This window comes from Clostridium sp. UBA7503 (assembly GCF_002477055.1).
Classification (GTDB): domain Bacteria; phylum Bacillota; class Clostridia; order Clostridiales; family Clostridiaceae; genus Clostridium_J; species Clostridium_J sulfidigenes.
This window is the reverse complement of record NZ_DLNT01000051.1, coordinates 1-13,433: the sequence shown is the minus strand read 5'-3', so window position 1 is coordinate 13,433 and position 13,433 is coordinate 1. Positions and strand designations below refer to the sequence as shown.

Genomic DNA, 13,433 nt, shown 5'->3' with positions numbered 1-13,433 from the left:
TATAGGGTACATTTTACTTTATTCCATGTTTTTTTATTTTATCTACTTTTCAGTATAATTGATAATATGTTTTATTTTCATATTAATACTACCATCCCCCACTCTTTCAATTTCGAATCTATTAATATCATTATAAGCTTCTTCTGATATATATAAATCTATATCTTTATCTATTTTTAGCCTAACTCTCTTCAATTTCTTTTCTACCCACTGCTTATCTAAATCTATAGTTTCACTTACTCCACTTTCAATTGCAAAGGTTCTAAAGTTTTCTTTTAGAGACTGATTTTCTTTAAAAACTTCTTCTGCAAAATTATTCAAGTCTATAGAATCTTCTTCTCTGAGCCTCTTCTTAACTTCTCTACGTACTATTTCTTGTCCTTCTGCATTTTCACTAAGGGCATTTTGAGTCCATTTTTCCGCTACTTTCAAAAACTGCTTTGTCTTATCTCTTTCATTTTCTACTATAGTACAGCCTAAATAATTATCTATAAAATAATTAGCTCCATATTCTTTATTTTCTTTATTGCTTTTACTTTGCTTATCAATTACTAATAAATCATAGGGATTATCACTAGCCATAGCCTTAATAAATGCACACTTTTGTATCCTAGAACTACTTGAAGGTAGTCCTGTAAATTGAGGTATTATATCTATTCCAATCTTTCCATCTACAAACTCTACATTGTGCATATAATTTTTAATATAGTCCATCTTAAATATACCTATAAATGCTCCATACTCTGTAGTAAAGGATACAGTAAGCAAATCACAGGAAGGTATGCTCCCTTTTGATCTCATCAAGATAAACATCTGACTAGCTAATTCCTTTGATACATTGGTTAGATTGTTTTCTCCATTTAAATATTCTTGACATACTTCCTTTACAATATTTCTCTCCTTATTAAAAATAGCATATTTAAGTTCCTCATCCTTTAGACATCTTTGAATGTGTTTAAAAATAAAAGTATACACTTCTTCTGTTAATTCTAAGGGATACTCATTTAAAACTGGCTCATCGGAATTGTTATCTAAAATATGAATAATAGCTTCATTTATATTAATTTCATTTATATACTCCATCACTTACCTCCATAAATTTTAGTATACATATCTTTATGTATATTTACTATTCTAGTATATCTACTATAGATTTTTAACAGTATAAGAATAATTATATATTTTTTTTTAACAATATCAATAAAATTTGTTATAATCTTAAACATAAGGTATAATGTCATCATTAAAGAAAAAGGGGTGCTATCCTTGGAAGAAATGGAAACTAGAATTTTAAAGATAGATGTAGATGAAATAAAATCTAAACTTAACAGTCTAGGCTGTGAAAAAGTTAAGGATGAAAATCAAGTTAATAACCTCTATGATTTTCCAGATAGAAGACTGCTAAGTAAAAAAGGTTATGCTAGAATTAGAATAGTGGAAGATAATTTAAATAATATAATAATAAATTATATGACTACAAAAAAACTTCTAAGCCAAGAAAAGTATAAAGTTATGGAAGAAAATGAAATTGTTATAGACAATAGTACCATTGGAAGTCAAATCTTCACCGCCCTTGGCCTTGAACTAGTAGAATCAATAAAAAAATATAGAGAAAGTTATAAATATAAGAATTCTCTTATTGAAATTGATATAAATGATAAAAGCTTTTGTCCCTTTCCTTATTTAGAAATAGAATCAACGGATGAGGAAGAAATAAAAGAAATTGTAGATTTACTTGGATATACTATGGAGGATACTACCTCTAAAACAATCTTTGAAATATTAAATACAGAAGGATCAGTAAAAGGAGTATAATGTTTGGTTATGTAACACCCTATAAAATGGAATTAAAAATTAAAGACTATGAAATGTTCAAAGCTTACTATTGTGGGTTATGTATATCTATAAAAAATAATTTTTCTAATTTATGCAGAATGACTTTAAATTATGATATGACTTTTTTAGGTATACTTTTGGATAGTCTAGAATACAGTAAACATAAGTACGTAGTTACTAAATGTATAGCTCATCCTATGAAAAAAAAGCCTAAGGTTATAGATAATAGAGCTTTAGATTATGTTGCCTTTTGTAACGTGTCTCTAGTATACTACAAATTATTAGATGATTATAATGATGATAATTCTCTAAGTAAAAAGTTTATTTCTATGTACATAAAAAAATTTATAAATAAATCTAAAGAGGACTTATCTCCAATTTTAGTTAATATAGAACAAAATATAAAGAAGTTAAGCTTCCTTGAGAAATCCGAAGAAATCATATCTATTGATGAACTCAGTGACCCTTTTGCATCTTTAACAGCTTTTATAGTATCTTACTATTATAAAGATGAGAACTTTTATAATGAACTATATGATTTAGGTTATAATCTAGGGAGATGGATTTATATAATAGATGCCTTTGATGACTTAAAGGAAGATATGGAAAAACATAAATTTAACGCCTTAAACAAAGCCTTCAATGTTGAAAATCTACCCTACGAAGACTTAATTATTAAACAAAGTAGTAGAATAGAGTTTAACTTAATAATGAGTGCAAATTCTACTTCTGAAGCTTTAGATAAACTTCCAATAAATAAAAATAAAGACTTACTATTTAATATATTACAACTAGGACTTATGAATAAAATCGAAACTATAAAATCAAGGAGTGACAAGAAACATGAAAAATCCTTATGAAGTACTTGGAGTTAAAGAAAATGCCTCTCAAGATGAAATCAAAAGAGCCTATAGAGAGTTAGTAAAACAATATCATCCAGACAAGTATGTTGATAACCCACTAAAAGATTTAGCAGAGGAAAAACTTAGAGAAATAAATGAGGCTTATGATACATTAAGCAAAAAAAATAATTTTAACAGTAGCTCATCTAACTATGGAAATACTTCTTCAAACTATGGTGGAAGTTCTAATAGCTATAATGATCCCAATCTTCAATCTGTTAGAATTGATATTAATAGAGGAAATATTGGTGGTGCAGAAGCAAAACTTAATGCCATAACTAATAGAACTGCAGAATGGAACTTTTTAATGGGAGTTGTTCACCTTAGAAAAGGCTGGTATGACAGCGCAAATAATTTAATAAAGACAGCTTGCAGAATGGATCCTAATAACTTTGAATATAAACAAATGCTTAATCAATTAAACCATACACAGAATACCTATAGAAGTAACTATTATGGACAAAGAAATAGCTCTAATGATATGTGTAGTACTTGCTTAAATATTTGGATGTTAGATACATGTTGTGAATGTATGGGTGGAGATTGTATTAGTTGTTGTTAAAAGGAGGTTCCTATGAAAGAAAATAAGGCTTCTAATGTAGCAAAGGGCGGTATGCTTATTGCTTTGACTCTTATTATCTTGTATACCGCTAATTTTATTACCTTTAACACTTTATTCTTATTAGGCTTAACTTCAGCACTTATTCCCCTGGGAATCCTTATTGCTGATATGAAAACTACTTTATTAGTATATTTAGGCTCCTCTGTATTAGCTTATTTTATAATCCCAGATAAAACTCTTTGTCTTTTTTATGTGCTAATCTTTGGTCCCTATGGCATAGTAAAATTTTTTATAGAACAAAAAAGAAATACACTTATAGAAATCACATTAAAACTAGTTTATTTTAACGTTATAACCTTTATAGCATTTCTTTTATATAAACAATTATTTATGGCTACCATTCAAATGCAATACCCTTTAGTAGTTATATTTATAGGTGGAAATATAGCCTTCTTTATATTTGACTACGTTCTTACGGTATTCATAAATAGTGTGAGAACTAAAAAATTTAAAATTTAGGGATATGATATTGAAATCCCTTGACATTTAGTTAACTCTTAATGTATAATTTTTTAAAACTTAATTATTTATTGCAGTGATGAGGAGTAGTAATATAATTACTTATTTGAAGAGAGCTACAGCTTGGTGTAATGTAGTAATAAGCTTATATGAACTTGCCTAGGAGCTTACTTGTTAAAAGCAAGTACGGATTTAACCGTTATATTATCAAGGGAGACCTTTATGGTCTAAATAGAGTGGTACCGCGGAATTATAGTTTTCGTCTCTTTCATAAGAGATGAAAGCTTTTTTTTATTTAAAATAATATTTGATATTTATCAAACAAGGAGGATTACTATGGCTAGATATGGAACTGCTACAGATAAAAAATGGCAGGAAAAATGGGAAGAAACAAACCTATATAAATTCGATGAAAACAATATGGATAAAAAATTATACGTACTTGAAATGTTCTCATACCCCTCTGGAAGCCAATTACATGCAGGACACTGGTTTAACTACGGACCAGTAGATTCATGGGCTAGAATGAAGAGAATGCAAGGATATAACGTATTCCAACCAATGGGCTTTGATGCTTTTGGTCTTCCAGCAGAAAACTTTGCAATTAAAACTGGTATACATCCTAAAGACTCTACTGATAAAAATATTGAAACTATGGAAAAACAACTTAAAGCAATGGGTGCAATGTTCAACTGGGAAAATGAAGTTGTTACTTGTAGACCAGATTATTATAAGTGGACCCAATGGTTATTCCTAAAATTGTATGAAAAAGGTCTTGCTTACAGAAAAAATGCTCCAGTAAACTGGTGCCCTAGCTGTAACACAGTACTTGCAAATGAGCAAGTTGTAGAAGGTCATTGTGAAAGATGTGAAAGTGAAGTAACAAAGAAAAACTTAACTCAATGGTTCCTTAAAATCACAGACTATGCAGATGAGCTTTTAGAAAAACTTGATGGTCTTGATTGGCCAGAAAAAACTAAAGCTATGCAAAAACACTGGATTGGAAGATCAACTGGTTCAGAAGTAACTTTTAAAGTTAAGGATTCTAATATTGAATTCAACACATTTACCACAAGAGTTGATACTTTATTTGGAGTTAGCTACGTTGTTCTTGCTCCTGAAAATGAATTAGTTGAAAAGCTTACTACAGAAGAAAATAAGGCTGCTATTGAAGCTTATAAAGAAACATCTGCAAAGCAAAGTGATATAGAAAGACAGTCTATCTCTAGAGAAAAAACAGGAGTATTCACTGGTTCCTATGCTATAAATCCTATAAATGGCCGTGAGATTCCAATATGGGTTGGAGACTATGTACTTAATACTTATGGTACAGGTGCAGTAATGGCAGTTCCAGCTCATGATGATCGTGACTATACTTTTGCACAAAAATATAATCTTCCAATAGAGAGAGTTATAGAAGGTGGAGATGCTCTTCCATTCACTGAATATGGTCGAATGATGAATAGTGGAAAATTTGATGGTCTTAAAGGAGAAGAAGCTAAGGATGCAGTGGTTGCAGAGCTTGAAAAGTTAGGTCTTGGTAAAAAACAAGTTAACTACAGACTACGTGACTGGTTAGTTTCTAGACAAAGATATTGGGGTGCTCCAATTCCAATGATTCATTGTGATAAGTGTGGAACTATTCCAGTGCCAGAAGCTCAATTACCTGTAGAACTTCCATACAATGTAGAATTTGCACCAGATGGAAAATCTCCTCTTGCAAAATCTGAAGACTTTATAAATGTAACTTGTCCTAAGTGTGGAGGTGCTGCACACCGTGATGAAGATACTTTAGATACCTTTGTATGTTCATCTTTCTATTATTTGAGATATGCAGATAATAAAAATAGTGAAAAAGCATTTGATAGTGAAATAATAAATAAGATGCTTCCAGTAGATAAATATGTAGGTGGTCCTGAACATGCTTGTATGCACCTTCTATATGCAAGATTTATCACTAAGGCTCTTAGAGATATGGGACTTCTAAACTTTGATGAACCATTCCTATCATTAACTCACCAAGGCTTAATTCTAGGACCAGATGGACAGAAAATGAGTAAGTCTAAAGGTAATACAATATCTCCTGATGACTACATCAAAGAATATGGCTCTGACGTATTTAGAATGTACCTAATGTTTGGATTTGGATACACTGATGGCGGAGCTTGGAGTGATGATGGATTAAAATCTATTGGTAGATTTGTAGATAGAATAGAAAGAATTCTTGAAACATCAATTTCAGAAATTAACTGTAACAAGTCTTCTAAAAATGTAATAGAAGCACCTGAAAAAGAGCTTAACTATTGGAGACACTTTGCAATTAGAGGTGTTAGTGAGGATGCTGAAAAGCTTCAATTCAACACTGCCATTGCAAGACTTATGGAGTTTACCAATGCTCTTAATAAGTATCTAAATGAAGCTGTTAAAAATACAGACTTCTTAAAAGAAGTATTAGTTGATTATATTAAGCTTTTAGCTCCTTTTGCTCCTCACTTCAGTGAAGAACAATGGGAAAACCTTGGGATGGGCTACTCAGTATTTAATGAAAAGTGGCCAGAATTTAATCCAGCTGCTTTAGTTAAAGATGAAGTAGAAATCGCTATTCAAATTAATGGTAAAATTAAAGCAAAAATAAATGTTGCAACCTCTTCTTCTGAGGATGAAATAAAAGAAGCATCTTTAAATGATGAAACAATAAAATCTAACCTTGAAGGAAAAACTGTAAGAAAAGTTATAGTTATTAAAGGTAGACTTGTAAATATAGTAGCTAATTAATCTAATTATAAAAAACAGAGGAAAATCTCCTCTGTTTTATTTTTCACTATGATTTATTGGTAATTTTCTTTCACTATTATTAGAATTTTTACCTTCTCTTATGGTTATGCAACTATGTCTTACTTCTTTATCTTTTATGGTAATGGGCCTAATAAAAATATCATCATGCCATATTTTTATTAAATAGGTCTTATTGGGTGGTAATGGCCCAAATAAAAATTGACCATATTCATCTGTAAAAGTATGGGTTATAGGTAATATACTTAATGGGTCATTTGGATCTTCAAGTATGATTAACTTTACTACAGCATCACTAATTGGTTTATTATTCTTATCAATTACTCTACCATAGATAACACCTCTGTTATCATCACCAGTTTCAACTTTAGCATCTACATACTTATCTCCATAAGTAGTTGATTGAAATTTAATTAATTGTTCACTCATTTTATACCTCATGAATTATTGCTTATATCATCATATGAGGAATATAAAACTTTTGTACCAATGAATTATTTGTACCTTTCAAGAACCTTTTTAGTTTCTTCTAATAGGCTTGTAAGTTCAAATACATCTCCTACTTCTAATAACTTATTAAGCTCTTCCGTAAACCTTGATGCTTCTCCAGTTTTCCCTAGGGAAGATATAGTTAATATATTTTCCACTATATTACTTACTAAAGAAGATTTTACCTCAAATAGCTTTTGAGCATCCTTTATTTCATCTTTTATTGCTAACATTTCTGTATCTAAGTTAAAGGCTGCATCTGCTGCACTTTTAAGCTTTCCTTTAATGTCTATTGGTATAGCATGCTTATATTTATAATTTAAAGAATGTTCCACTGTAGCCCAGAAGTTCATTGCCAAAGTTCTTATTTGAAATTCAGCAAGCACTTCACACATTCCAGATGCCATATTTACTGGATACTTTATAATCATATGATAACTTCTATAACCACTAGATTTTACATTAGTAACATAATCTTTTTCATAAATTATATGCATGTCTTTTCTTTCACGTATTATATTTACTACTTTATCTATATCATCTACAAATTGGCACATGATTCTCAGTCCAGCAATGTCTTCCATTTCATACTGGATTCTATCTAAAGGTATATCAAATTTATTAGCTTTCTCTAGTATACTGGAAACCTCTTTAACCCTACCCGTTACAAATTCAATAGGTGAGTATTCATTTTTCTTTCTTAATTCTCTTCTTATACTTCTAAACTTTACTTTTAATTCCTCTACTGCTTGGTCGTATGGAATTAAAAAACTCTTCCACTCAATAACTGCCATATATGTCATTCCTTTACTAACCAATTCTATTAATCCGTATTTAATTATATCATATAATGGTATTTTTTATGGTATTTTATATGACTTTTATTGAATTTTTTATTAATCTAAAATCTTAATAGGAGTAAAATCTATATAATCACAGGATGTTAAAATATACTCAACTCCATCTTTTTTTCCTTCAAAAACATTTAAAAGTCCTCCACCATGAAGATGTCCATAGATTACCTTATCCACTTTATATTCCTTAAACATTTCTAAAAATTCATTTTCCTGCATATTAGGAAATATAGGTGGATAATGAATCATACATATTATTTTTTTATAACCACTTTTTATTGCTGCATCTATGGAAAATCTTAATCTTATAAGTTCTCTATCATAGATTTTTTTATCGTGAGAATTAAATTTGGGATTATTCTTTAAAATCCATCCACGACTTCCACATATAGCATAATCCTCATATACGAAAAAATTATTTTGGATAAACTCCATCCTCTGAAACATAGAATTAAGCTTAGTAATTCCAGTCCACCAATAGTCATGGTTTCCCCTAACAAATATTTTTCTCCCCGGAAGATTATTTATAAATTCTAAATCAGCCTTGCCATTTTCCATATTCATAGACCATGAAATATCCCCTGCTACTAATACTGTATCTTCATCTTTCACAATTCTAATCCAATTTTCTTTTATTTTTTCATCATGATTGCTCCATTTTTCCCCAAATATATCCATAGGCTTTTCTCCTGTGGAGGCTAGATGAAGATCTGAAATTGCATATAATGCCACTTAACCACCTACTATCTATTTCATAATCTTTTTATTTAAATTTATTTGTACTTATTATCTATCTCCATAACATAGGCTATAACCTTTGCCACTACATCATAAAGCTCATAAGGAATTTCACTATCTATATCAACTTTAGTAAGCATATCTGCAAGTTCATCATTATATACAATAGGTACATCACTTTTTTCTGCTTCTTCAAGGATTTTATCAGCTACATTACCCATACCTGCTGCTGTAACCTTTGGAGCATTCTGCCCATATTCATATTTTAAAGCTGCTGCTTTTTTTCTCTTTCTATCTTCCATATAAGCACACTCCTAGCTAAACTCTAGTATTAATTGTAGTGAAATCATCATCTTCAAAGAAACTTCTGCAATTTGAAAAAGAAAAATCATGTTTTTTCTCTTTTATAAAAATATTAAACATATACTTACTATCCATTAAGTCATTAATTAACTTTCCCTTAAATCTTTCTAATATCTTTACATATGTGGCTTCACTCTCTATTTCAATAGTGGCTGAATTTTTATTAACGGTTAAATAAGCATCTACCTTTTCCATATTTACAGTGGCTACACTAGCCGCTATTTTAATATTTTCAGTATCTAACTTTTTTCCTTTACTTCTTTCATCCTTAATAATCAGCTTACAATCATATTCCTTATCTTTCATATCCAGTGGAACATTAAGGAAATAATAATTATTATTTATTGTATTAAACATTTTAAACTCTTGAAACTTGGTTTCTAAGTTTTGAATCACATTATTAAAAGTACTAGTTTCTTTCTGGGATAACTTAATTAATTCCATTAAATCATTTTTTATAAAGGATATTTTTTCTCTTAATTGATCCTTTACCATATTGCCAGTTATACTTCTATCTACCATGATATCTGATTTAAGCTGCTTAAAGAGTTTATTAGTGCTATCTACTTCGTCCTTGCCTTGAGATGCCATTTTCCCCAGTAGATCCTCTTCATCATTGACTATTCCTATTGTTCTTTCATTTATAATATCATTAGAATGCTTTCCTTCTTTGTTTACCATCTTTTCCGAATATAATATAGGTTCTTTATTTTCTAAGCTTTCCTTTATTGATACCATAGGTTGAGAACTATCTTTTTTAGAATACATTAATTTATCGCCTTCATTGAAAGTTGAATTTCTATTAACAATAACTTCTCCCTGTGTATCTTTATTAATATTGCCAATAATCTGTTCTTTAATAACATTAGTAGTTTCCTTTATTTCTGGTAAAATACTGTATTCATTAGAGATAACCTTTGAAAAAGCTTTGATATTATGTTCATTTAGCTTTATATCTAGAGCTTTCATAACAAATACATCATCTATCTTTAAATTCTTAATTTCATTTAAAACTCTACCTAAAGTTTCTTTTATTTGCTTAGCTTCAGAACTATTATTTTGTAATCCTTTAGCTTCTATAAATTTATCAATGAATTTATTTAAATCCTTAGGAGAATTATTGCTTTGATTTATAAATTCCTTAAGTCCCTTAATTTCTAAAAGATTTTCTTCTGTAATTGGAATATTGTTCTTAAGCATAGATTTTAATATAGGCACATCCTCTTTGCCTACTGAAAAATCTAAATTCTTAAGGAGTTCTTCCATTAATGGATCCTTAATAGCTGAGTTACTATTGTTCCCAAGGCTATCTATAACATTTGATTCTAATATACTAAGAAGGAATTTTCCTCCTTCAAATCCATCTAGTTGAAATTTAAACATATAATCATCTAAATTTTCTTGAAGTATTTCTCCATCTACCCTTGCCGGAAATACTCTTCCATCAAGTAACTTTATTATAACATCAGTTGTACTTCCCTCTAACCTTAAAATTCTAGCAGAAAATGAATCTCCTTTTTTAAAGGTGAGCTTGTTAAAATCATCTCTTGTTGTATAGTTTTGTACCATATTAATTTTCCATATATTTGACATAGACTTCACCCCCTATTAAACTAATCGTATCATTTTCAGTTTAGTGAAGTATATTGCAAAAACAATGAGTATACCATTAGGCATACTCATAAATTTTTTTTACTAAGCTATCACTAATTTATAGAATTTCTTCTTTCCTCTTTTTATTAAGGCATATCCATCCTTTTCTAGGTAGCTTTCATTAAATGTTTCATTAACATCTTCTATTTTTATATCATTTATAGTAAGTCCACCTTGCTCTATAAGTCTTCTTCCTTCTTTCTTAGATGGAACAATACCTGTTTGTGCTATTATATCAAGAATTAAAGCAGCTTTCATATCTTCAGCAATTTCTACTGTAGGTACATTGCTCATGTCTACTCCACCACTAAATAGAGCTTCTGCAGCCTTTTTAGCTCCCTCTGCTTCTTCTTCTCCATGGATAAGTTTTGTAACCTCATAAGCAAGAACCTTTTTAGCTTCGTTAATTTCTGCTCCTTCTAAAGCTGAAAGTCTTCTTACTTCATCCATTGGAACAAATGTTAGTAGGCATAGACACTTCTCTACATCTGCATCATCAATGTTTCTCCAGTATTGGTAAAATTCAAATGGTGATGTTTTATTAGGATCAAGCCATACTGCTCCATTGGCTGTTTTACCCATCTTATTTCCTTCACTATTTGTAAGTAGTGAACATGTCATACCATAAGCTGATTTACCTTCTTTTCTTCTGATAAGTTCCATTCCTGCTAAGATATTTGACCACTGGTCATCTCCACCTAATTCCATTGTGCAATCATATTTTTTATTCAATACGTAGAAATCATATCCTTGCATTAACATGTAGTTAAACTCTAAGAAGGATAATCCTTTTTCTAATCTTTGTTTAAAACATTCAGCAGTAAGCATTCTATTAACTGAGAAGTGTGAACCTATATCTCTTATAAAATCCACATAATTTAAATCTAAAAGCCAGTCTGCATTATTCTCTAGGATTGCTTTATCATCACTAAAGTCTATTAGCCTTGAAAGTTGACCCTTTATACAAGATATATTGTGATCAATTTCCTCTTTAGTTAGCATTTTTCTCATATCTGTTCTACCTGATGGATCACCTATCATTGCAGTACCACCACCAACTAAAGCTATTGGTCTATGCCCTGCCTTTTGCATATGAGACATAAACATCATAGCAATAAAATGTCCTATATGAAGACTATCTGCTGTGGGATCAAATCCTATATAAAAAGTTACCTTTTCCTTTGCAAATATTTCTTTCATTTCTTCTTCATGTGTTAATTGCTTTAAAAATCCACGTTCCTTTAAAACGTCATATACATTGTAATTTTCCATAACTTCCTCCAACATCTTATAGTTTTTTTACTTTAATCTTCGGCTATGATTTCAATTTTAACAAATATAATTAAGAAACTAAAAAAGTCCCTAGTATAAAAATACTAGGGACGAAAATTTCCGTGGTACCACCCAAATTTATAATTTAAAATCTTTAAAAGCATTTAAATTATTCTCTTCCTTAATAACGTTAGGAAACCGTAACAGCCTACTACTACTTCGACCTAAGACTCTAAAATGTATTTCATTAAAATCCTTTACTGATTTACACCACCCATCAGCTCTCTTTAAAATTCATTTAATTACTTCTTTTCTTCATCGTCTCTTACTATATTCTATTTTAAATACATATTACTATTATTATTATCATTTTTCAAGAGTAAATACTAATTTTCTCTAAACAACATATTTTTTAATAGTATCTGGTATATTATTTTCTTCACAACTAACGTTGGCATAAAAGTCAACTTTAAATTTTTCTGATAAATATTCTAATTTATTTAGTATTGAACCAAAATCATCCGCATCATTACATATGTCACTCAAAATACCGTCTATAAATATACTTTCCACATCATAGTCTTTAGATATTATGCCACATATAAAACCGTAAAAATCTTTGTAATTATGAATATTAAAGTCTTTAGAACATATAAACCTTATGTTCTTATGAATACGTAGGAGTCCTCTTGTGTCATCATCGATATACACTAGATTTCCTTTTGAGCTACTTACCTTTGAATTAGCTAAATTCATTAATGCTTTTGTTTTCCCAGAGCCTTTTTCTTTACAAAATACTTGAATCATTTTAAACGCCCCCAAACTTTTTAATAAAATACATTAACTTTAATAGTTATATTATATAATATTCAGAATATTTAATCAACAGTTCCTGTCAACTTATATATTTCTGTTATTTTAATTATATGTGAATAATTAGTACATTATTATTATTTTATATACATAATAGATTATTCTTAAATATACCTTCTTAAAACCATAAGTAATAAAAATGCCTTAAAGTTTACTTTCATAAAAATCCAGTAAACTTTAAGACGTTTATTATTTTTCTGTTATATACTTTATAGTAATTTTATTCTATGCCTACTACATCATATCCTTCTTCTTCTATAGTAGCTTTTAAAACATCATTACTTTCAGTAGCTTCTACTAAAGCATATTTCCCCTCTAAATTAACTTCTACTTCTGAAACTCCAGCTAACTCTTCTAGAGCATTTTTTACGTGAGCTACACAGTTTTTACAGCTCATTCCTTCAATTAATATTTTCTTTTTCATCGCTTTCTCCTCCTAAAATATATATTAGTATGATAACTTAATATTATCATTAAAATTATCAAATGCCTTTAAACCCTGATAAACAGAACAAATAGTTAACTATTTATATAGTTTCCTATTTATATAGCTTAATATTGGACTTACGTCAATATTTT

The 13,433-nt window shown here is 29.4% G+C and carries 14 protein-coding genes and 2 other annotated features; of the genes, 5 read left to right on the top strand and 9 right to left on the bottom strand.

What is annotated here, in order from left to right; translation table 11 throughout:
* Positions 1-42 precede the first annotated feature (42 nt).
* Positions 43-1,083 carry a nucleoid-associated protein gene (locus B3630_RS15630; RefSeq protein WP_346899773.1) on the bottom strand — a complete coding sequence of 347 codons (1,041 nt, stop codon included), beginning with the start codon at positions 1,081-1,083 and terminating at the stop codon, positions 43-45.
* 183 nt (positions 1,084-1,266) lie between these two features.
* On the opposite strand from B3630_RS15630, the gene B3630_RS15625 reads away from it, so the two are divergent.
* The 5 genes from B3630_RS15625 to leuS all read left to right on the top strand — a co-directional run bounded on the left by B3630_RS15625 (position 1,267) and on the right by leuS (position 6,594).
* The gene (locus tag B3630_RS15625) at positions 1,267-1,815 is read left to right on the top strand and encodes a class IV adenylate cyclase (protein ID WP_346899771.1); all 549 of its coding nucleotides are present in this window, start codon (positions 1,267-1,269) and stop codon (positions 1,813-1,815) included.
* Positions 1,815-2,696 carry a DUF5685 family protein gene (locus tag B3630_RS15620; RefSeq protein WP_346899769.1) on the top strand — a complete coding sequence of 294 codons (882 nt, stop codon included), beginning with the start codon at positions 1,815-1,817 and terminating at the stop codon, positions 2,694-2,696. The genes B3630_RS15625 and B3630_RS15620 overlap by 1 nt, the downstream gene beginning before the upstream one ends.
* The gene (locus B3630_RS15615) at positions 2,680-3,300 is read left to right on the top strand and encodes a J domain-containing protein (protein WP_346899767.1); all 621 of its coding nucleotides are present in this window, start codon (positions 2,680-2,682) and stop codon (positions 3,298-3,300) included. The genes B3630_RS15620 and B3630_RS15615 overlap by 17 nt, the downstream gene beginning before the upstream one ends.
* 12 nt (positions 3,301-3,312) lie before the next feature.
* Positions 3,313-3,819, top strand: coding sequence for a hypothetical protein (locus B3630_RS15610; RefSeq protein ID WP_346899765.1), 507 nt, complete (start codon positions 3,313-3,315; stop codon positions 3,817-3,819).
* Positions 3,820-3,886: 67 nt separating this feature from the next.
* Positions 3,887-4,089: a binding site (T-box leader), on the top strand.
* 66 nt (positions 4,090-4,155) lie between these two features.
* Complete coding sequence (gene leuS / locus B3630_RS15605) at positions 4,156-6,594, top strand: leucine--tRNA ligase (RefSeq protein WP_346899763.1); 2,439 nt, start codon at positions 4,156-4,158, stop codon at positions 6,592-6,594.
* 36 nt (positions 6,595-6,630) lie between these two features.
* On the opposite strand, the gene B3630_RS15600 is transcribed toward leuS, so the two are convergent.
* The 8 genes from B3630_RS15600 to B3630_RS15565 form a co-directional block, all read right to left on the bottom strand.
* A complete protein-coding gene (locus tag B3630_RS15600) occupies positions 6,631-7,041 on the bottom strand; it encodes a carboxypeptidase-like regulatory domain-containing protein (protein ID WP_346899761.1) in 411 nt (136 codons plus the stop codon).
* A 65-nt stretch (positions 7,042-7,106) separates the two neighbouring features.
* On the bottom strand, positions 7,107-7,895 hold the full coding sequence (locus B3630_RS15595) for a GTP pyrophosphokinase (protein WP_035132458.1): 789 nt from the start codon (positions 7,893-7,895) through the stop codon (positions 7,107-7,109).
* Between the two features lie 102 nt (positions 7,896-7,997).
* The gene (locus tag B3630_RS15590; protein WP_346899759.1) at positions 7,998-8,687 is read right to left on the bottom strand and encodes a metallophosphoesterase; all 690 of its coding nucleotides are present in this window, start codon (positions 8,685-8,687) and stop codon (positions 7,998-8,000) included.
* A 41-nt stretch (positions 8,688-8,728) separates the two neighbouring features.
* On the bottom strand, positions 8,729-8,995 hold the full coding sequence (locus B3630_RS15585) for an EscU/YscU/HrcU family type III secretion system export apparatus switch protein (RefSeq protein WP_346848949.1): 267 nt from the start codon (positions 8,993-8,995) through the stop codon (positions 8,729-8,731).
* A gap of 16 nt (positions 8,996-9,011) precedes the next feature.
* Positions 9,012-10,649, bottom strand: a complete 1,638-nt coding sequence (locus B3630_RS15580) for a hypothetical protein (RefSeq protein WP_346899757.1) — start codon at positions 10,647-10,649, stop codon at positions 9,012-9,014.
* A gap of 102 nt (positions 10,650-10,751) precedes the next feature.
* Positions 10,752-11,981, bottom strand: coding sequence for a tyrosine--tRNA ligase (gene tyrS, locus B3630_RS15575; protein WP_035132465.1), 1,230 nt, complete (start codon positions 11,979-11,981; stop codon positions 10,752-10,754).
* Positions 11,982-12,084: 103 nt separating this feature from the next.
* Positions 12,085-12,309, bottom strand: a binding site (T-box leader).
* A 68-nt stretch (positions 12,310-12,377) separates the two neighbouring features.
* A complete protein-coding gene (locus B3630_RS15570; RefSeq protein ID WP_346848946.1) occupies positions 12,378-12,788 on the bottom strand; it encodes a hypothetical protein in 411 nt (136 codons plus the stop codon).
* 286 nt (positions 12,789-13,074) lie between these two features.
* The gene (locus B3630_RS15565) at positions 13,075-13,278 is read right to left on the bottom strand and encodes a heavy-metal-associated domain-containing protein (RefSeq protein ID WP_035132469.1); all 204 of its coding nucleotides are present in this window, start codon (positions 13,276-13,278) and stop codon (positions 13,075-13,077) included.
* Between the last annotated feature and the right edge of the window lie 155 nt (positions 13,279-13,433).

Coding starts and splice junctions, on each gene's coding strand:
- B3630_RS15620 (WP_346899769.1), top strand. CDS start 1,815: ATGTTTGGTTATGTAACACCCTATAAAATGGAATTAAAAATTAAAGAC.
- B3630_RS15630 (WP_346899773.1), bottom strand. CDS start 1,083: ATGGAGTATATAAATGAAATTAATATAAATGAAGCTATTATTCATATT.
- tyrS (WP_035132465.1), bottom strand. CDS start 11,981: ATGGAAAATTACAATGTATATGACGTTTTAAAGGAACGTGGATTTTTA.
- B3630_RS15615 (WP_346899767.1), top strand. CDS start 2,680: ATGAAAAATCCTTATGAAGTACTTGGAGTTAAAGAAAATGCCTCTCAA.
- B3630_RS15595 (WP_035132458.1), bottom strand. CDS start 7,895: ATGGCAGTTATTGAGTGGAAGAGTTTTTTAATTCCATACGACCAAGCA.
- B3630_RS15600 (WP_346899761.1), bottom strand. CDS start 7,041: ATGAGTGAACAATTAATTAAATTTCAATCAACTACTTATGGAGATAAG.
- B3630_RS15610 (WP_346899765.1), top strand. CDS start 3,313: ATGAAAGAAAATAAGGCTTCTAATGTAGCAAAGGGCGGTATGCTTATT.
- leuS (WP_346899763.1), top strand. CDS start 4,156: ATGGCTAGATATGGAACTGCTACAGATAAAAAATGGCAGGAAAAATGG.
- B3630_RS15585 (WP_346848949.1), bottom strand. CDS start 8,995: ATGGAAGATAGAAAGAGAAAAAAAGCAGCAGCTTTAAAATATGAATAT.
- B3630_RS15580 (WP_346899757.1), bottom strand. CDS start 10,649: ATGTCAAATATATGGAAAATTAATATGGTACAAAACTATACAACAAGA.
- B3630_RS15570 (WP_346848946.1), bottom strand. CDS start 12,788: ATGATTCAAGTATTTTGTAAAGAAAAAGGCTCTGGGAAAACAAAAGCA.
- B3630_RS15565 (WP_035132469.1), bottom strand. CDS start 13,278: ATGAAAAAGAAAATATTAATTGAAGGAATGAGCTGTAAAAACTGTGTA.